Genomic DNA, 19,151 nt, shown 5'->3' on the forward strand with positions numbered 1-19,151 from the left:
TGTGCCGGTCACACCGGGTGCGCCGCGAACCACTCCAGCAGCAGATCGGCAACCTCGTCGGGCCTTTCCTCCGGGATCCAGTGCGATACTCCGTGCAGCGTCTCGAATCGGTACGGTCCCGCAACGTAGTTCGCGGTCTCGCGTGCGGGCTTCTCGGTGATCGCGATGTCGCGGTCGCTCCACACGTACAGCGTCGGCACCGTGATCTTGCGCTTGGCGATCTTGTGCTTTGCGCGGGGATCCGACGTCGACAGGAACATGGCCCGGTACCAGTTGAGAGCGGCGGTCAGCGCGCCGGGTTCGGCCATGGCGCGTGCGTCACGCTCGGCGATCTCACGCGTCTGTCCGCTTCGCTGCAGCGTCCTGACCATGCGCGCAGCGCCGCCATCGCGGCCGAGCATGAGCCGTTCGGGAAGGCGGGGAAGCTGGTTGAGGTACATGTACCAGGATGCAAGTCCCTGCCGACTGGTCGTCATCGCCCGCAGGAAGGCCTGCGGGTGCGGAACCGACAGCGCCGACAACGTGGCCAGCCGCGCCGGCACGTATGACGCGACGCCCCAGGCCACGGCGGCACCCCAGTCGTGCCCCACAAGGTGGACGCGGTCTGCTCCGCTCGCGTCGATGAGTGCGACCACGTCTTCGACGAGCTCACCCACGCGGTAGTCGCGCCGACGTGGTGGCCGGGCGCCGGGGGAGTATCCGCGCTGGTTCGGTGCGAGACACCGGAAGCCGTGCGCCGTGAGTCTGCCGACGATGGGCTCCCAGCTGGAGTTCCGCTGCGGAAACCCGTGCAGCAGTATCACTGTCGCGCCGTCGGAGGGCCCGGCTTCGCTGACCTCGAATTCGAGGTTGCCGCGGCGGTAGGAGTCCATGGGTGCCTCCGGTGCGATGTGGCCGTGCGGGTCGACGAGCCGAGCTCTCCCATCTTGCCAAGCCGCCCGGACGACCGCAAAGACCGGCACGTATGCGAATGGGGTAGCGCCCTACGCACGCCGAGGTGCTGCGGCGGTCCGACACTGATGGCACACGGAAAGGACGCACCGGATGAAGACCTACACGGTCGCACACGCGGACACGTTGTTCGGCATCGCGCAGCGGGAGTACGGCGACGGCGGCCTGTTTCCGGTCATCGCACGGCAGAACCACGTCGCCAACCCGGATCTCATCGTCACAGGGCAGGAGATCCTCGTTCCCTACGTCACGTATCGCCACCTGTTCACGACCGAGGACTCGACCGCGGCTCGCGCAGAGCTCACACAGCGCCACTACGCCACCGAGGACCAGGCCGTCCAGCTCATCTGGGAGGTGGTCAACGGCGTGGCGCAACGGCAGATCCAGCGCGGCGCGTGGCTGCTGATGCCCGACCTCACCGACGTGGGCCGCCACACGGTCGTCGAAGGGGAGAGTTTTCTCAACCTGGCGCACCGGTGGTACGGCGACGAGGCGCTCGCGGTCGTGATCGCCAACGCCAACCACCTCGATCTGTTCACCGATCCCGAGCCCGGCACGATACTCGTCGTGCCGCGACTCAACCGTCGCCGCGGTGTCGCCGGTGACACGCTGGAATCGTTGGTGCGGGAGGAGTACGGCGACGACGACGTCGAGACCAGGACCGCGGTGGTCGCCGCCGCCAACTACATCAGCAGGCCGCACGCGCTGTGCTCCAACCAGATCGTCTATTTCCCGTCCTGACGGACCGCGTCGCCCTTGACGTTTGAACGTGCAGCGGGAGGGTACTCCCGGTGCACCAAAAAGGCCGACGACGGGATGGATGCGGTGAATTCGGGACGAGCAGCACGGCGTGTCCGGCTCACACATCATGTCGTCGAGCTCGACGACGGTCACCAGGTCGGGGTCTCGGTCGGTGGTGTCGGTGTGCCGATGGTGTTCCTGCACGGTCTCGGTCTGAACCGGCGTGTCTACATCCGGCTGTTGAGCAGGGTTGCGGGGCTGGGCTTTCGGATCGTTGCGATCGACGCGCCGGGGCACGGCGACACCGAGGACCTACCGCCGGATGCGGACGGGTTCAGCGAGCGCACCGCCATGGTGCTGCGGACCATGGACGCACTGGGTATCGAAAAGGCCGTTCTGGCAGGACATTCCATGGGTGGGCGCACCGCCATCCATCTCGCGGCGGTTGCGCCACAGCGGGTGTTGGCCGCGATCCTGGTGGACGCCGCGGCGGGCTCGTCTTTCGACGCGACGATCAGTACGGTGACGCGCTCGCCGAGACAGATGCTCAACAGTGTCCTCGGTGCGATCTATGACATGCACTCCGATCCCCTTCACATGCAGATCGGTGCGCTGAACCGGTATCTGCGCATGGTCGCGGCGGTCACGATGGGAAAGTCGTTCGCATCACGCGGATTCACCGGTGCGGCCCGCGCGATCATGCAATCGGGCGCGTGCGCTGCCTTGCTGGCGGCCATGCGCGAGCACAGAATTCCCACGATCGTGCTCCATGGTGAGCACGACTCCATCGTGCCGTTCGACAACGCATGTGACGTCGCCGATGTCGTGGACGCCACGCTCTACCGCGTGCGCGGCGCATGTCACTCCTGGTTGATCGGCAACCCGCGCCGCGGTGCCGATTCGATCCGGCAACTGCTGCACGGTGAACTCGGCGACGTACTTCGCGAGGCCGCCACCACGTTGGGCATCGATGACTGGCGTGACGCCGAGGATTGGGATCGGACCCTCGTCACCTCTGCGGCGCAGGTCCGCACACTGGCCGGCGCCGGCGTCGTGATCGGCCCGGACAGTCGGGAGCGTGTGGAGATGGATCTCGTCCGACGCCCCGGCCCGACGCGCGCCGAGGCCGTGCCGGAGACACCCGAGCGCGCCACGGCCTGACCGTCGAAGGGGACCCCGTCGAGGTGTCCGGCCCCCGCAGGCATGATTCGCGCACCGAGATCGCAGGAGAACGGTATAGCGTCGTATGGTGCAGGTCAGCGGTGTCTCGCGCGACGACGGTCCGGTCGCCGGGTTGATAGGCCGGCGCGACGAGTGCGCGGTTCTCGATCAGCTCGTCGACGCCGTCGCAGGCGGGGCGAGCCGCGCGTTGATGATCCGTGGCGAAGCGGGTGTCGGTAAGACCGCCTTGCTCGATTACGCCGCGGCCCGGGCCGCCGAGTTGCAGATCGCGCGGATTGTCGGGATCCAGTCCGAGATGGAGTTGGCTTTCGCCGGAATCCATCAGCTGTGTCTGCCGCTGCTGCCGCGGCTGGGGCACCTGCCCGTGCCGCAACGCGACGCGCTCGAGGTCGCCCTCGGCATGGCGACGGGTTCGTCGCCCGACCGGTTCCTGGTGGGTCTGGCCGTGCTGAACCTGTTGGCCGATGCCGCCGCCGACCGCCCGCTGCTCTGTCTGGTGGACGACGAGCAGTGGCTCGACCGGTCCTCGGCGCAGGTTCTCGCGTTCGTGGCGCGACGGCTCGGATCGGAGTCCGTCGGCATGATCTTCGCCGCGCGGGAGCCCAGCGATGCGGCGGCCGGCGTGCCTGCGCTCGTGGTCAGGGGCCTGCGGGGCGCCGACGCCCGCGCCCTGCTCGATTCTGCGCTGTCGGCGCCGCTCGACCCCAGGGTGCGCGACCAGATCCTGGCCGAAACCGATGGCAATCCGCTTGCGTTGCTTGAGCTTCCACGGACCCTGACGCGTGATGCGTTGGCCGGCGTGTTCGGGTTGCCGGGCGGTTCCGGGGTCGCCACCGACATCGAGCACGCGTTCGGCGTGCGCATCGGTGAACTGCCGGAACCCACGAGAGATCTCCTCTTGATCGCGGCAGCCGAGCCGACGGGGGATGCCCCGCTGGTGTGGCGCGCCGCGGCGCGTCTCGGGATCGGTTCGGACGCGGCGGCGCCTGCGGTCGAGGCCGAACTCGCCTCGTTCGACACGCGGGTGACGTTCCAGCATCCGTTGGTGCGATCGGTCGTGTACCGCGCGGCAGCGCTCGACGATCGGCGGCGGGCGCACCGCGCGTTGGCGGCGGCCACCGACGCCGAGGTGGACCCGGACCGCCGCGCATGGCATCTGGCGCACGCCGCCGCGGGACCGGACGCCGCGGCCGCGACCGAATTGGAGAGCTCGGCAGCGCGTGCCCGCTCCCGCGGCGGGGCGTGCGCGGCGGCCGCCTTTCTGGAGCGCGCGACGGCATTGACCGTCGACCCTGTGCTGCGCAATGACCGTGCGCTGGCCGCGGCGGCTGCCAAGGCCGAGGCAGGCGCATTCGAGTCCGCGCAGGATCTGCTCGCGATGGTCGAGGCCACGTCTCTGAGCGACCTGCAACAGGCTCAGGTCGATGTGCTGCGCGCTCGGCTGGCCTTCGTCACCAGCCACGGAAGCGATGCGCCGCCACTGCTGCTCAAAGCAGCCCGCCGACTCGGCGGCATCGACCCGGACCGCGCGCGTGCGGTCTATCTCGATGCGATGTTGGCCGCGATGTTCGCGGGGCGGCTCGCCACCGGCGCCAACCTGGTCGAGGTCGCCGCGGCCGCCCGGTCGGCACCGGAAAGATCTGGAGCTGCGGAGGTTTCGGATCTGCTGTTGGATTGGCTGACGGCACATTACGGTCGTGGCTACGTGGCCGCGCGGTCTGCGCTGGGTGATGTCTTGAGCGCTTTCGACGGTGAGGCCGACGACCTGCCGCTGAACCGAATGCTGCTCGCGTCGACGGCCGCCCACTACGCCTGGGACGACGTACGCCTCGATGCGTTCACGGCACATCATGTGGAACGCGCGAGGGCCACCGGCGCACTCAGCGAGGTGCCCATCGCGCTCAATTCGCGCGCGATAGCGCTGCTGTTCTTCGGAGACCTCGATGGTGCCGCCGGTGCCGTGGATGAGATCCGGGCTGCTGACGACGCGACGGGCGCATTGCTCGCACCGTATGCCGAACTGGGTTTGGCGGCCATGCGCGGCGACCTCGCCCGCGCCGAGTCTCTCGTCGACGCCACGGTGGCCGCGGTGACCGAGCGCGGCGAGGGCAACGGTCTCACTGTCGCATGGTGGGCTGAGGCAGTGCTGCACAACGGGTTCGGATCGGCACGCAAAGCGTTGGAGGCGGCATCGCGCGCAGCGGCCTTCCCGCCTGAGCTGGCGTCGGCAAACTGGGCGCTCGTCGAGCTCGTGGAGGCCGCCACCCGTTGTGGGGCAGTCGAAACAGCCGCCGAGGCCGCAGCTGATCTGGCCGAGTTGACGACGTCCAGCGGTACCGATTGGGCTCTGGGACTCGCTGCCAGGGCACGTGCCCTCGTCAGCGGACCTGCGGAATCGGAGACGTGGTACCGCGAGTCGATCGAGAGGCTCGAAAACACCAGGGCGCGCGCGGAACTCGCGCGTAGCCGTCTCGTGTACGGGGAGTGGCTGCGCCGCGAACGCCGTCGCACTGCGGCGCGATCCGAGCTCCGTACCGCCCACGAGATGTTCTCGGCCATGGGTATGTCTGCCTTCGCGGCACGAGCCCAACGTGAGTTGGCGGCCGCCGGCGATCGTATCCGGGAGACCGTCATCGCCGCGGTGGACCACCGGCTCACCGCACAGGAAGCGCACATCGCCCGGCTGGCCCGTGACGGGCTGTCCAATCCCGAGATCGGGGCGAGGCTGTTCATCAGCGCCCGCACCGTGCAGTACCACTTGGGCAAGGTGTTCACCAAGCTGGGCATTACCTCCCGCAGTCAGCTCGACGGCGTCCTGGGACACGTCACCGACCGCTGACCGCGCATCCTCGGCGTATGTGGCCAACGAACTCCTAGTAGCGCTCCACCCTGGATGTGCAGCCGAGGGATCACCATGATGAACGGCGACCGACGTCGTCAGTTCTGCTGATCTGTAAGGGAATCTCTCAACCATGCATACATGAATGCCCTTATGTCCGGTCCGAGGTGTCGGTCCGTGCAAGGTGACCGATCACTCATTGACAGTCCTACTATTTCCAGGCAATATATTGCATGTCAGTAAACTGGATCAGATCCAGTCATCAGGAACAACGCGCGCAGGCGGCGCATGGTTCACATCGCACCCGCGGTGCCCGAAGGAGAACAACGTGACCGGGCGCAGGGCGGTGCGACATTCCGGCAACGCGCCGGCCGCCGCTCCGGGTGAGTGCACCGCATCTAGACCGACCTCGAAGAGGCGCAACGCGACCTCCGGCTCCCGAGTGAACGAGAACCGGCCGGCAGGGGTTTCACAGAGTATGTCCCTGGTATCCGAGGTCGGCGCACTCGCGGAGTTCCTGCGCAGCCATCGACAGCGGTTGACGCCGGAACAGGTAGGCATCCAGACACAGGGGGCCCGCCGCGTACCCGGGCTGCGTCGCGAAGAGGTCGCCATGCGCGCCGGGATCAGCGTCGAGTACTACATCCGACTCGAGCAGGGGCGTGAACGCAGTCCTTCCCTCGCGGTCTGCGAAGCCCTGGCCAGTGCGCTAGTGCTGGGCCGATATGAAACCAGCCACCTGTATGAGCTGGCCGAACCCAGGAAATCCTGTCCCGACGAGCGCCTTGGGCGCCCGCGCGTGCCCGAGGCGAGCCGGGTGCTGCTCGACACCCTGGAGACACCCGCGCTCATCCAGAACCGGTATGCCGACGTTGTCGCGACGAACCCTGCGGGCGAGGCGCTTTCGCCGAACATACGCGTCGGGGTGAACCGCATCAGAGCGTTGTTCACCGACCCTGCCGAAAGAGCGCTCCACCTCGATTGGGACCGTGTGACCGAGAACGCCGTTGCCCAGTTGCGTCTCGCCGTCGGCGGCAGCGTGGGGAGAAGTCCGGCAAGAGAGTTGATCACCGAGCTTCTGCACACCAGTACCCGCTTCCGGAATCTGTGGTCGCACCACGAGGTCGCGCACGCGCCCGTGAGTCCGGTACGTCTGCAACACCCCGCTGTCGGTCGGCTCGTGCTGTTCGGACAACAGCTCCTCATCGCCGGAACCGACGACCTCTCCATGGTGGTGTACCACGCGGATCCGGCCGCATCGTCGTGGTCGGGTCTTCAGCGTCTTCTCGGCCTGGCGTCGGAGGCCGAACCGAACGCGTGACAGAGGCCGCGAATCATCGCGGACGACGTGTATCACACGAATATTGCTTCTCTGGTGAATGTTTCATCGCCGGTGTCGGCCGACGACGGTGAAACCGGTGCGCAGACCAGAAAGAAACCGTATCGAAAATCGACGTCGCGCGGACGGCGAGGCCGCCCGCATAGATCCCGAGCATCGATGGCAAACGTGTTGCGGCTGTTCTCCATACACCCTCAAGCAACCTCCATGTGATCTTCATGCGCAGGATGCGCGGCTCATCGAACATTGTTCACGTGGCCGGCGACGAAGTCCGCCGGGAAGAGCGAGCCGGCCACACCGACACCGCATCGAGTGATCACTGATCGCCTCCACGGTGCGGGAGAAGACCGATCTGCCCGTCAGACGGGCGGGCAGCAGAACGTCCGTTGGCCTCGACATGACCAGCACGCACAACGTCGTGGGTGCGCGCCCGACCGAGGCACGAAACCTGATGGAGATGAAATGACCACAACGATGATCCGCGAGGAGTTCCCTGGCAAACGCAGACCGGACTTCCAGGACGAGGTGAAACCGCTTCTGGGCGACCTTCATCGGCGCGCCTACGCCTACGTACGCGACACCAGCGACGCCGAGGACCTGGTTCAGGAGACGCTGCTTCGCGCATACCGCGCGTTCGACCGGTTGGGCGACGACTACCAACTCATGCCGTGGCTCCTGGCCATCATGCGCAACACCTGGATCAGCCGCTACCGCGCGGCCCAGCGCAGGCCCGCGGAAGCGCTCGTGGGTGAGTTCCTCGACACCTACGCTGAAACCGCGTCGCGCGGCGCTTCGGGCGAGACATGGTCGGCCGAGGACGTGGCCATGCGGAACATGTCGGATCCCGCGGTGGTTGCTGCGCTGTCGAAACTGCCGGAATCGCTGCGACTCACCATGTATTACACGGCGATCGTGGGGATGTCGTGTCGCGAGGTGTCCACGCTGATGGACATCCCGAAGGGGACCGTCATGTCAAGGCTGCACCGGGGCAGGCACCAGATGCGCCGGGCGCTGTCTCATCACCGGTCCTGACGTTGCCCGGCAGATACGCGGAGGGTGGGTTTGCCACTACTAGGAACAACTCAACCTGGTCCGTGGAACGTCTGTCGCACAGAATCACTCTGGGGCCGTCGGCGGCCCCTGGTGGTAGGCGGTGCCGTCTTCTGGCAAACCCATCCGCCAAGGGCGAAGCAGTCTGAAAGCGAGAATGTCTCTCACGGAATCACGTTCGGGCCGGGTCTGGGCATTCGACGAATTCACCTTGGACACCGAAGGTTACGAGTTGCGTCAAGGTGACGTCGCCATACGCGTGGAACCGCAGGTGTTCGATGTTCTCGTCAAGCTCGTCGAGAATCATCATCGGTGCGTCACCAAGGAAGAACTCTTCGACTCGGTGTGGGGTGGACGCTTCGTGGGTGAAGCGGCGCTGTCCAGCCGCATCATGGCGGCCCGCAAGGCGCTCGGTGACGATGGGGAGTCCCAGCGCTACATCCGCACCGTGCGCGGACGCGGATATCAGTTCGTCGGAACACTGTCGGACACCGCGCCGCGCGATGAAGAGCCACTCGAGATCGAGGTGCCGCCGCTGCGCCAGCACATCCGGTTCTGTTACGCCGCAGACGGCGTCCGGCTGGCCTATGCCGCGACCGGTGACGGCCCGCCGCTGGTGCGGGCGGCGAACTGGATGACCCATCTCGGCTACGACATCGAGAGTCCGGTGTGGCAACACTGGGTCAGGGATCTGTCCGCACACCATCGCCTCATCCGCTACGACGAACGGGGATGCGGGCTGTCCGACTGGTCCGCACGGGATTTCACATTCCAGGACTGGGTCGAGGACCTCGCGTCGGTGGTCGACGCCCTCGAACTCGAGCGCTTCCCGCTGCTGGGCGTTTCGCAAGGCGGAGCCGTAGCGGTCGCGTATGCCGCCAAGCATCCCGATCGGGTGTCCAAACTGGTGTTGTGCGGCGCATACGCGCGTGGTCGCGCGGTCCGCGCGGTGGGCGAAGAGGAACTCCGCGCCGCCGATCTCGATCGTGAGCTGGCCCGCGTCGGATGGGGCCGAGACGACCCCGCGTTCCGCCAGGTGTTCGCCGCGCAGTTCCTCCCCGAGGGCAGCCGCGCCGACTGGGACGCTTTCGACCAGTTGCAACGGCGAACGACCGACGCGCAGAACGCGGTGCGCTTCCTGGATCAGTTCGCACAGATCGACGTCCTGGACACCGCAGGCCAGGTGGAGTGTCCGACGCTCGTCATGCATGCTCAGGACGATCTGCGTGTGCCGATGCGGTTCGGCGAGGAGTTGGCCATGCTCATCCCGCAGTCGCGGTTCGTCGCGCTTCCGAGCAACAACCATCTGCTGACCGGGACCGAGCCCGCGTGGGCGATCTTCTGCCACGAGCTCGAGGCGTTCCTGGCCGAGCCCTGATGAGTCGGCCGTCCTCCGCCGATCTCTGCCGCATCGTGGCCTTCACTCCTGTGGGCGGGTACGCGGCCCGCGGCCGATGACCGGTCGTCTCGACGATGACCGGCGTGCATGGCGCTCCCGGCGGTGAGCGACGACTGGCTTGTCGCACTGGCGACTGGCGGATTCGGACATCAGTCCTCACTCGTGACGATGGGTCTCACCAACTCGGAACAGGAGGACATGATGACCACAGCGACAACCCCGCTGGTCCCACCGTTCACATCGGCCACGGCGATCGCGAAGGTGCGCGCCGCCGAGAATCTCTGGAACACCCGCGAACCCGAACGGGTGGCGAGGGGCTACAGCACCGACAGTGTGTGGCGGAACCGCTCGGCGTTCATCCACGGTCGACCCGCGATCGTCGAATTCCTCAAGGCGAAATGGGCCACCGAACTCGACTACCGGCTCATCAAGGAAGTCTGGGCCTACGGCGACGACCGCATCGCAGTTCGGTTCGCCTACGAGTACCACGACGCCGCCGGGCAGTGGTTCCGCGCGTACGGCAACGAGAACTGGGAGTTCGATCCCGACGGGTTGATGCGTCACCGCCACGCGAGCATCAACGACCTGGCCATCGCCGAGAGCGACCGCCTTTTTCACTGGGACAGCTCGGGCCCGCGGCCCGACCGCCATCCCGGGCTCAGCGAACTGGGCCTGTGATGGAGACCATGAGGGCCGTCGGTGTGGCCGAGTACGGCGGACCGGAGGTCCTCAAGCTGGTCGAGGTGCCACGACCGATCACCGGTCCGGGCCAGATCCGGATCCGGGTGTACGCGGCGACGGTGAACCCGGGCGACACGGTGTTGCGCACCGGGCACCTCGACGACGTGCTGCGCTCCGGACCGCTCACGCCGCCCTACATACCGGGAATGGAAGCGGCCGGAGTGGTCGACGAGATCGGACACGAGGTCCAGACCGATCTTCGCCCCGGTGACCGCGTGATGACGATGGTGATGCCGATCGACCCCACCGGAGGTGCATACGCCGAATACCTCGTCGTCGCTCCCGATCAGGTCACCCGGGCGCCGGCCGGTAGCACGCACGCCGAAGCGGCCACACTTCCCATGAACGGTCTCACCGCGCGGCTTGCCCTCGATGTGCTCGATCTCGCACCGGGGGAGACCGTGGCCGTCACGGGCGCAGCCGGTGCCGTCGGCGGCTATGCGATCCAGTTGGCCAAGGTCGACGGACTGCGGGTGATCGCCGACGCCGCCCCGGCGGATTCCTCACTGGTGGCCTATTTCGGAGCCGATCAGATCGTCGCGCGCGGGACCGGGGTTGGCGGACGCATCAGGCAGTGGTGGCCTGCGGGCGTCGCCGCGGTTGTCGACGCGGCGCTGCAGGGCGGCGAGGTCGTCCCGGCCCTGCGGGACGGTGGTCAGATCGCGGCCGTGCGCGGATGGGAACTGCACGGCGCCGGCAACCTCGGACAGGACCGCGGCATCGAGATCCGCGAGGTCTTCGTGCCCGAGTACACCCACCGGCGCGACAAACTCGACGGCCTCCGCGTCCTCGCCGAGGACGGAAAGCTCGCGCTGCGCGTGGCCCGTACCTATCCGGCCGAACAGGCCGCCGCGGCGCACCGGGCCCTTGAAGCCGGCGGCATCCGCGGCCGCCTCGTACTGACTCTCGACTGACAGGAGAACCCGACATGACACCGATCGGAGTGGGCGTCATCGGCGCCAGTCCCAACGGCGGGTGGGCGGCACTGGCACATGTACCAGCCCTTCGGGCGCTGCCCGAGTACGATCTTCGCGCAGTGGCCACCAGCAGGCCCGAGTCGGCCGAGCGCGCGAAAGCGGCATGGGGAATCGACGCCTACCATGACCCGCGCCGCCTCATCGAGCGTCGCGACATCGATCTGGTCGTGGTCGCGGTGAAGGTACCCGACCACTACGGGCTGATCACCGACGCGCTTACCGCAGGCAAGGCCGTCTTCAGCGAGTGGCCGCTGGGCGTGGCGCTCGAGCAGGCGCAGATCCTGCATGCCGAGGCCGTTGTCGCGGGAGTCCCCACGGTCGTCGGGCTCCAGGCGCGGTTTGCACCGGCCATCCGGCGCATGCGTGAACTCGTCGACGCTGGATACGTCGGAAAAGTGTTGTCCACCAACATCGTCGGTTCGGGAATGGCTTGGGCACCCGGGGCGCCCGCGGCGCAGGCCTATGCATTCGACGCGCGCAACGGGGTGACCACGTTGACCGTGTCCACGGCGCACGCCCTCGACGCGCTGAGCTACGTGCTCGGCGACATCTCGTCGGTCACGTCGACCCTGGGCGTCGGCAACGACACCATCACGCTCGACGACGGGAGCACGACGACTGTGACCTCGCCGGACCAGGTAGCGGTCACGGCACAACTGGAAAGCGGCGCCGTCGCTTCGGTGTTCTATCGGGGCGGCCTGTCCCGAGCCGGAAACCTGCGCTGGGAGATCAACGGCACCCACGGCGACCTGCTCCTGACCTGTCCGGCGCCCAACGGCAACATCCAGGCCACCGAACTGGTACTGGCCGGTGCGAATGGCAGCGCCACCCACCTCGAGCCGATCCACACGCACGACGCCCACCCGGAAACCGGGTTGAGCGGCCCGGCGAACACCGTCGCCAACCTGTACCGGGCGTTCGCGCACGATCAGTTGCTCGGCACCGCCGCCGCGCCGACGTTCGGCGATGCCGTCGCCCTGCACAGGCTGATCGCCGGTATCGAACACGTGAACACAGAATCACACAGGAAGTACTGACAATCAATGAGATTCGCATTCAAGACCTCGCCGCAGAACACCACATGGCAGGACATGCTCGCGGTGTGGCAGACTGCCGACGACATCGAGGTGTTCGAGTCCGGCTGGACTTTCGACCACTTCTATCCGATCGTCGGGGACTCCTCGGGCCCATGTCTGGAGGGCTGGACCACGCTCACCGCGCTCGCGCAGGCCACGTCGCGGCTGCGGCTGGGCACACTGGTCACCGGTGTGCACTATCGGCATCCGGCCGTGCTCGCGAACATGGCTGCGGCACTGGACATCATCTCGAACGGCCGCCTCGAGCTCGGTATCGGCGCCGGCTGGAACGAAGAGGAGTCCGGGGCGTACGGAATCGAGCTCGGCAGCGTCAAGGAGCGTCTCGACCGATTCGAGGAAGCCACCCAGGTGCTCATCGGTCTGCTCAGTCAGGACAGCACCGATTTCGACGGCGCGTTCTACACCTTGAAGAACGCCCGCAACGAACCCAAAGGGCCGCAACGCCCGCACCCGCCCATCGTGATGGGTGGCAGCGGCGAGAAGCGCACGCTCCGGATCACCGCCAAATACGCCGATCACTGGAACTTCGTTCTCGGCACCCCGGAAGAGTTCGCGCACAAGCGCGATGTCCTGTGGTCGCACTGCGCGGACATCGGCCGAGACCCCGACGAGATCACGCTGTCGGCGCACGTGTGGCACAACGCCGAACACGACCACCAGAAACTGCTCACCGAGGTGGCCGCCTTCGGCGAGGTCGGCCTCAATCTGGCGATCATCAATCTGCCGCCGCCCCTGACGCCGGCGACCCTCGAACCCCTTGCGGCCGCGATCACCGCATCCGGACTGTTGACAACGACGAAAGAGTAGACCATGGCACACGAAACACGAACTTGGTTCATCACGGGGTCATCCCGCGGATTCGGGCGGGCCTTGGTCAAGGCGGCTCTCGACGCGGGCGACAACGTCGCCGCCACAGCCCGCAAACCCGGGCAACTCGCCGATTTCGCCGAAACATACGGCGACCGTGTCCTTGCGCTGCCGCTCGACGTCACCGACCCGTCGGCGGCACGCACGGCAGTCGCCACGGCGCGGGAGGCGTTCGGGCGCATCGACATTGTGGTGAACAACGCCGGCTACGCCAATGTGGCGCCCATCGAGACCGGCGACGACGAGGACTTCCGGACCCAGTTCGAGACCAACTTCTGGGGCGTCTACAACGTGTCCAAGGCGGCCCTTCCGGTACTGCGGGAACAACGCGGCGGTCTGATCATCCAGTTCTCCTCGATGGGCGGCCGCGTCGGCGGCTCACCCGGAATCGGGTCCTACCAGGCGGCCAAGTTCGCCATCGACGGGTTCTCGCGGGTGTTGCTCGCAGAAACCGCGCCCTTCGGCGTGAAGGTGCTGGTCGTGGAACCCAGTGGCTTCGCCACCGATTGGGCGGGGGCGTCGATGGAAGTACACGACATCCCTGCCGACTACGCCGACACCGTCGGAGGGATGTCCGCGATCCGTCAGAGCGATTCGGTCACCGCGGGTGACCCGGTACGGGCGGCCGAGATCCTGGTGCAGATGAGTCGCCGTGACGACATTCCCTACCATCTGCCCATTGGTGTCCACTCGGTGGAAGGATGCCTGCAGCAGGACGAGTTCCTGCTCGGCGAGGACCGCAAGTGGGCCGCCGTGGGGCGCTCGGCTGACTACAGCGAAGCGTATCCCGTTGCCTTCCCGCCCGATACCGTGAGCTCATCGGCCTGAGCGTTCAGTGCGAACCCCGTATCCGGCAACCTCTTTCATCGTTTCTGCATAATCGAAGAGATGAGACCGGGGGAACTCGTACTGTGCGCCGCGCTCGCCGCGGGACTGCTTGCGCTCGTGTTACCGGTGCCACGCCGGCTGCGACTGATTGCCACGCTGCCGGTGCCGGTCGCCGTCGCCCAGCTGATCTTCGAGGGTTACCGCTGGCAGCTGACTCCCGCTTATGTCCTCGCCGCGGCCGTCGGCGCGTGGGAGGTCGTGTCCATCGGGAGAGGCGGTCGGAGTTCCCCGCGCGGACGGTGGCTGACAGTCGTCACGACCCTGGCAGCAGGCGTGGCGTTCGCCGTCTCGGTGGCAATTCCGGTGCTGGTGCCGGTCTTCCGGTTCCCGGATCCCGGCGGACCGTACGCGATAGGCACGGTCAGCTATCACTGGCGCGACCATGACCGGCGGGAGATCTTCGACGGAGATCCCGCGGCGCGGCGCGAACTCATGGCCCAGATCTGGTATCCCGCGGAGTCGAGCGTGGAAGCAGAGACAGCGCCGTATGTTTCGGATGTCGACGCGTTCGCGCCCGCGGCCGGCAAGCTTCTCGGTATCCCCGGGTTCGTCTTCAGCCACTTCGGCAAGGTGCGTACGCACGGCGTCGAGGCCGCGCCGGTCGCTTCGGATCGTCCACGGTATCCCGTGCTCGTATTCGCATCGGGGCTCAACGGATTCCGCCAGTCCAACATGTTCCAGGTCGAACAGTTGGTGTCCCGCGGGTTCGTCGTCGTCGGCATCGACCAGCCTCACATCTCGGCCGTGACGGCATTTCCCGACGGCCGCAGGATTCCCGGCTGGACCAAGGACCGGTTGGTGCACGTCATCCAACAGAGCATCACGCCGAAGGAGCCCGCACCCGCCATCGGTGACACCGAGCTGCCACGCGGACTGTTCCCGTATCTCGCCGAAGACATCAGTTTCGTCCTGGATGAGCTTGAACGCCTCAATGATTCGGATCCGTCGGGCCGATTCACGGGCAGGCTCGACATCGACCGCGCAGGCGCACTCGGTATCTCGCTGGGGGCGGTCACGGTCGGACAGGTCTGCCACGCCGATCCGCGCCTGAAGGCGTGCTTGATGATGGACGCCGCGATGCCTGCCGACGTCGTACGTGACGGCCTGGAACAACCGGCGATGTGGCTGACCCGCGACGCCGATTCCATCCTGCTCGAGCGCAACCGTAGCGGCGGCTGGCCGGACCACGAAATCCGCGAGACACTCGACACGCAGCGCGCGGCGTTCGGCAAGAGCAAACCTGGAAACGGCTTCTACATCGAGACCCCGGGGATGTTCCACCTGAACTACACCGACGCCCCGGCCTGGACGCCGCTGGCGCAGGCACTCGCTCTGTCCGGGCCCATCGGGGCGCAACGGGGTCACGAGATCCACGCGGCATACACCGTCGCGTTCTTCGAGCATGCCCTCGACGGCGGTCGACCTCCACTGCTCGACGGGCCACCGCCGTGGGACGAGGTCGCCATCGAGCGGCGCTGACTCCCTCTGCTACGGGGCGGCGGGTGTAGCCCGGCTGGGGCCGGGTACCCGCAGGTGTGCCTGAAACACATGAGTTGACAATTCACGATCCACGCACAGGCGAGTTGGTCGGCCGCACTCCGATTGCCACCGCCTCGGAGTGCGATGCCGCGATCGCACGTGCCCGCGGTGCCGCGGCCGGTTGGGCCCGCACGCCCGCGGGTGAGCGCGCGGCCGTGCTCACCTCGGCCGCAGCCGATGTCCGCGCCGCGGCCGACGAACTCGCCGAGCTCAACGAACGCGAGACCGGAAAGCTCAGAGCCGACGCCAGCGGCGGTGTCGACGCCGCCGTCTCGACGCTCGTCCAGTATGCCGAGCTCGGCCCCCTGCACCGGGGCCGCAGCCTGCACGGCAACTGGTCGGCCACCGATTTGATGGTGCCCGGGCCACGCGGCGTCGTCGCAGTGCTCACGCCGTGGAACGATCCCGTCGCCGTGGCCGCCGGGCTGCTGGGCGCCGCGCTGGTCACGGGCAACACCGTCGTGCACAAACCGAGCGAACGGTGCCCCGCCACCGGTCGCCGGTTCGCCGAGTTGCTGGCGCAGCACCTGCCCAAGGGCGTACTCGAGATCCTCGACGGTGACGCCACGATCGGTGCGCAACTCGCGGCGGCCGGGGACGTCGACGTCGTCGCCCACGTCGGCAGCAGCGTGACAGGGCGAGCGATCACCCGCGCCTGCGCCGAACGCGGCGCCAAGGCGCTGCTGGAGAACGGCGGCAACGATGCGCTCGTCGTCGATGCGGGGATCGACCCGGGGTGGGCTGCGGCGCAGGCCGCGCTCGGTTCGTTCGCCAACGCCGGTCAGATCTGCGTATCGGTCGAGCGAATCTTCGTGGTCGGAGCCGTGGAGGCCATGGTCGAGGCGTTCATCCGTGCCCTGGTCGACGAGGCCGAGAGCTGGGCAGAGCGGATCGGCCCGTTGGTCGATGAGCGCCAGCGCGAACAGGTCCACCGCCACGTCACCGACGCCGTCAAGCGTGGCGCCACCGTGGCCGCCGGGGGAGAGGCACCGTCTGGTCCCGGCACCTTCTACCCGCCGACGGTGCTGACCGACTGCACGAAAGACATGCTGGTGTTCCAGGAAGAGACATTCGGCCCCGTCGCTGCGGTCCGTGTCGTTCCGGACTTCGACGCCGCGATCACGGAGGCCGCCGATGACAGGTACGGCCTCGCGGCCAGTGTGCTGACACCGGATATGGGCCATGCGCAACAGGCGTGGCGGGATCTACCTGTCGGCACTGTGAAGATCAACGACGTCTTCGGCGGTGCACCAGGTGGCGCGTCACAGCCCCGCAAGGCGAGCGGCAGCGGATTCGGTTTCGGCCCTGAACTTCTCGACGAGATGACCACGATGAAGGTCGTGCACTGGTCACCTCCGCCGACCTGATTTCTGCCGAAACTGCTTTGACAGGGCCCATACGCTCGGGCTGTGGCGGTCAGCACCAATCGGCTCTCGTCCGCGATCACGGCACGGCCTGTCGTCGCGACGGCAGTTGGTGCCATCGGAATTTCGTCATCCGGGTTGTTTGTCGCGTTGTCCGCCACATCGCCGGGCACCGCCTCGTTCTACCGGTGCCTGTTCGCTCTGCCGCTGCTCGCACCGCTGGCGGTGGCGGAATGGCGGGGCGGCGGCTCGCCGACCGCGGCTCAGCACGGATGGGCGGCGCTCGCAGGTGTGCTGTTCGCGGCTGATGCGCTGCTGTGGACCCAGGCGATCTACGAGGTCGGAGTGGGCCTGTCCGCGGTACTGGTCAACACCCAGGTCGTCATGGTGCCATTGCTGGCGCGGCTCATCGATCACGAGTCGCTCAGCGCGCGGTTCGTCGTGCTGCTCCCGGTGGTCGTGCTCGGCACCGTGTTGGCCGGCGGAGTCCTCGAATCGGGCGTGGTGGGCACCGCACCGGTGGCAGGCACCGCCCATTCCGTCCTTGCCGCCCTGTGTTATTCGATCTTCCTGTTCCTCCTGCGACGCGGAGGCCCGGACCGGCCTCTCGTGCAGTCCTACGTGACCATCATGGTGTCCGCGGCCGGGGCGGCTGTCGTCGGTGGTGTGCTCTGGAACGGCGTCACCCTGAGCCCGGGGTGGGATGCGGCGGGATGGCTGATGTTGACGGCGATCAACGGCCAGGTTCTCGGTTGGCTGCTGATCGCGCTGGGCAGCCCGTCGCTGCGTGTCGAGATCGGTTCGGCGGTCCTGCTGTTGACACCGGTGGCGGCCCTGGTGCTCGGCGCCGTCTTTCTCGCACAACAGCCGTCGCTTCTCCAGATCATCGGATCGGCGATGATTCTCGCGTGTGCATACCTCGTCACGACAGGCCGTGCGAGCAGGTGATCAGCGGACTCGGATGACGATCTTGCCGAACGCTCCCCGGTTCAGATGCTCGAACGCCGCGATGGCGACGAATTCGTAGGACGTGGTTGGACCTGTGACATCATCTGCCGGGCATATCCCAATGCGCGCAGTGCGTTTTGAAGTGTGTACCAGGCCCGCCGCGGTCCGGTTCGTGTGTTGATGATTTTGACGACTCCCGAAACGGTCGTGCAGCGGGGGCGAAAGGTGGTTGATGATGAGGGCAGTGGTGATTGGAGGGGGTCGGTTCCGTCTGGAACAGCGTGCCGACCCGGTCGCAGGTCCCCACGAGGTGCTCGTCGAGGTTCGCGCCGCCGGTCTGAACGCGGCCGATCTGCAGCAGGCCCGCGGCGACTATCCCGCGCCCGCCGGGTGGCCGGCGGACGTTCCCGGCCTCGAGATCGCCGGTGAGGTCATCGACGTCGGTGCCTCGGTCACCGGCGTCGCGGTGGCGGACCGGGTCATGGCGCTGGTGGGTGGCGGTGGGCACGCCGAGCGCCTGGCCGTGCCTGCGGATCTGTTGCTCCCGATCCCGCGTGATGTGTCGTGGGAGCAGGCGGGCGGATTCCCCGAGATCTTCAGCACAGCCTGGGACGCGCTGGTCACCCAGGCGCAGGTCGGCGTGGGGGATCGCGTGCTGATCACCGGTGCGGCCGGCGGTGTCGGATCGGCCATGGTGCAGATCGCCGCGGTCACGGGTGCGCACGTGGTGGCCAGCGTGCGACGTCCCGAGTTGCACGCCAAGGTGAAGTCCCTTGGCGGGGAATCACAATCCCTGGCGGTGGTGTCCCCGGATGACGAGGCCGACCACGGCCCGTTCGACGTGATCGTCGAACTCGTCGGCGGTGCCGATTGTCTGCAGCGGGTGGAGCTCCTGCGCACCGGTGGCCGGTTCCTGATCGTGGGTGTCCACACCGGTGCCACGGCGTCGTTGCCGATGTTCACGCTGATGCTGGCACGGGCGAAACTGATCGGTACGACCATCCGGGGACGAAGCCACGCCGAAAAGGCCCTTATCGCAAGAACCATCGCCGGCAAAGTCGTGCCGTTGCTCGCCGATGGGCGGATCCGGGTGCCGATCGAGGCCACCTACGGTCTCGATGAATACGCGGATGCCTACGAACGCCTGGGCGCACCGGGCAAGTTCGGCAAGATCGTGCTGACCCCCTGAATCGCGCGCGACCGCGTCGGGGCGTTGCGGTGAGCTGTTG

Annotated in this window: 16 protein-coding genes; 15 read left to right on the top strand and 1 reads right to left on the bottom strand. The window is 67.2% G+C overall.

The genetic code is table 11. The features are described from left to right. Positions 1-8 precede the first annotated feature (8 nt). On the bottom strand, positions 9-872 hold the full coding sequence (locus tag AT701_RS16450) for an alpha/beta fold hydrolase (RefSeq protein ID WP_003894692.1): 864 nt from the start codon (positions 870-872) through the stop codon (positions 9-11). A gap of 172 nt (positions 873-1,044) precedes the next feature. On the opposite strand from AT701_RS16450, the gene AT701_RS16455 reads away from it, so the two are divergent. The 15 genes from AT701_RS16455 (at position 1,045) to AT701_RS16540 (ending at position 19,111) form a co-directional block, all read left to right on the top strand. After that, positions 1,045-1,692: a LysM peptidoglycan-binding domain-containing protein gene (locus tag AT701_RS16455; protein WP_011728952.1), complete on the top strand. Its 648-nt coding sequence runs from the start codon at positions 1,045-1,047 to the stop codon at positions 1,690-1,692. A 75-nt stretch (positions 1,693-1,767) separates the two neighbouring features. Then, a complete protein-coding gene (locus tag AT701_RS16460) occupies positions 1,768-2,853 on the top strand; it encodes an alpha/beta fold hydrolase (protein ID WP_058126219.1) in 1,086 nt (361 codons plus the stop codon). 85 nt (positions 2,854-2,938) lie between these two features. Next, a complete protein-coding gene (locus tag AT701_RS16465; RefSeq protein ID WP_058126220.1) occupies positions 2,939-5,713 on the top strand; it encodes an AAA family ATPase in 2,775 nt (924 codons plus the stop codon). 328 nt (positions 5,714-6,041) lie between these two features. Continuing rightward, positions 6,042-7,034 carry a helix-turn-helix domain-containing protein gene (locus AT701_RS16470; protein ID WP_223495591.1) on the top strand — a complete coding sequence of 331 codons (993 nt, stop codon included), beginning with the start codon at positions 6,042-6,044 and terminating at the stop codon, positions 7,032-7,034. A gap of 480 nt (positions 7,035-7,514) precedes the next feature. Beyond that, positions 7,515-8,084, top strand: a complete 570-nt coding sequence (locus tag AT701_RS16490; RefSeq protein ID WP_223495592.1) for a sigma-70 family RNA polymerase sigma factor — start codon at positions 7,515-7,517, stop codon at positions 8,082-8,084. Between the two features lie 175 nt (positions 8,085-8,259). Then, the gene (locus AT701_RS16495; protein WP_003894703.1) at positions 8,260-9,480 is read left to right on the top strand and encodes an alpha/beta hydrolase; all 1,221 of its coding nucleotides are present in this window, start codon (positions 8,260-8,262) and stop codon (positions 9,478-9,480) included. A gap of 222 nt (positions 9,481-9,702) precedes the next feature. After that, on the top strand, positions 9,703-10,179 hold the full coding sequence (locus tag AT701_RS16500) for a nuclear transport factor 2 family protein (protein WP_197668921.1): 477 nt from the start codon (positions 9,703-9,705) through the stop codon (positions 10,177-10,179). Positions 10,180-10,187: 8 nt separating this feature from the next. Beyond that, a complete protein-coding gene (locus tag AT701_RS16505) occupies positions 10,188-11,156 on the top strand; it encodes an NADP-dependent oxidoreductase (protein ID WP_058127645.1) in 969 nt (322 codons plus the stop codon). Between the two features lie 14 nt (positions 11,157-11,170). Beyond that, positions 11,171-12,256, top strand: a complete 1,086-nt coding sequence (locus tag AT701_RS16510; protein WP_058126222.1) for a Gfo/Idh/MocA family protein — start codon at positions 11,171-11,173, stop codon at positions 12,254-12,256. 6 nt (positions 12,257-12,262) lie between these two features. Further along, positions 12,263-13,123, top strand: a complete 861-nt coding sequence (locus tag AT701_RS16515) for an LLM class F420-dependent oxidoreductase (protein ID WP_058126223.1) — start codon at positions 12,263-12,265, stop codon at positions 13,121-13,123. A 3-nt stretch (positions 13,124-13,126) separates the two neighbouring features. Continuing rightward, a complete protein-coding gene (locus AT701_RS16520) occupies positions 13,127-14,011 on the top strand; it encodes an SDR family NAD(P)-dependent oxidoreductase (protein WP_058126224.1) in 885 nt (294 codons plus the stop codon). Positions 14,012-14,071: 60 nt separating this feature from the next. Then, positions 14,072-15,550: an alpha/beta hydrolase family protein gene (locus tag AT701_RS16525; RefSeq protein ID WP_058126225.1), complete on the top strand. Its 1,479-nt coding sequence runs from the start codon at positions 14,072-14,074 to the stop codon at positions 15,548-15,550. Between the two features lie 56 nt (positions 15,551-15,606). Further along, positions 15,607-16,977 (top strand): aldehyde dehydrogenase family protein, encoded by a 1,371-nt coding sequence (locus AT701_RS16530; RefSeq protein WP_223495594.1) that lies wholly within the window; start codon positions 15,607-15,609, stop codon positions 16,975-16,977. A 42-nt stretch (positions 16,978-17,019) separates the two neighbouring features. Beyond that, a complete protein-coding gene (locus tag AT701_RS16535) occupies positions 17,020-17,922 on the top strand; it encodes a DMT family transporter (protein WP_058126227.1) in 903 nt (300 codons plus the stop codon). Positions 17,923-18,169: 247 nt separating this feature from the next. Next, entirely contained in the window at positions 18,170-19,111 is a 942-nt protein-coding gene (locus tag AT701_RS16540) for an alcohol dehydrogenase catalytic domain-containing protein (RefSeq protein ID WP_223495597.1), read from the top strand. The last annotated feature ends 40 nt before the right edge of the window (positions 19,112-19,151 follow it).

The organism is Mycolicibacterium smegmatis (genome assembly GCF_001457595.1).
GTDB lineage: Bacteria > Actinomycetota > Actinomycetes > Mycobacteriales > Mycobacteriaceae > Mycobacterium > Mycobacterium smegmatis.

Bases quoted from the DNA above. Each gene is read 5' to 3' on its own strand.
- AT701_RS16515 (WP_058126223.1), top strand. From the start codon at position 12,263: ATGAGATTCGCATTCAAGACCTCGCCGCAGAACACCACATGGCAGGAC.
- AT701_RS16490 (WP_223495592.1), top strand. From the start codon at position 7,515: ATGACCACAACGATGATCCGCGAGGAGTTCCCTGGCAAACGCAGACCG.
- AT701_RS16450 (WP_003894692.1), bottom strand. From the start codon at position 872: ATGGACTCCTACCGCCGCGGCAACCTCGAATTCGAGGTCAGCGAAGCC.
- AT701_RS16510 (WP_058126222.1), top strand. From the start codon at position 11,171: ATGACACCGATCGGAGTGGGCGTCATCGGCGCCAGTCCCAACGGCGGG.
- AT701_RS16460 (WP_058126219.1), top strand. From the start codon at position 1,768: ATGGATGCGGTGAATTCGGGACGAGCAGCACGGCGTGTCCGGCTCACA.
- AT701_RS16525 (WP_058126225.1), top strand. From the start codon at position 14,072: ATGAGACCGGGGGAACTCGTACTGTGCGCCGCGCTCGCCGCGGGACTG.
- AT701_RS16505 (WP_058127645.1), top strand. From the start codon at position 10,188: ATGAGGGCCGTCGGTGTGGCCGAGTACGGCGGACCGGAGGTCCTCAAG.
- AT701_RS16520 (WP_058126224.1), top strand. From the start codon at position 13,127: ATGGCACACGAAACACGAACTTGGTTCATCACGGGGTCATCCCGCGGA.
- AT701_RS16495 (WP_003894703.1), top strand. From the start codon at position 8,260: ATGTCTCTCACGGAATCACGTTCGGGCCGGGTCTGGGCATTCGACGAA.
- AT701_RS16455 (WP_011728952.1), top strand. From the start codon at position 1,045: ATGAAGACCTACACGGTCGCACACGCGGACACGTTGTTCGGCATCGCG.
- AT701_RS16500 (WP_197668921.1), top strand. From the start codon at position 9,703: ATGACCACAGCGACAACCCCGCTGGTCCCACCGTTCACATCGGCCACG.
- AT701_RS16465 (WP_058126220.1), top strand. From the start codon at position 2,939: ATGGTGCAGGTCAGCGGTGTCTCGCGCGACGACGGTCCGGTCGCCGGG.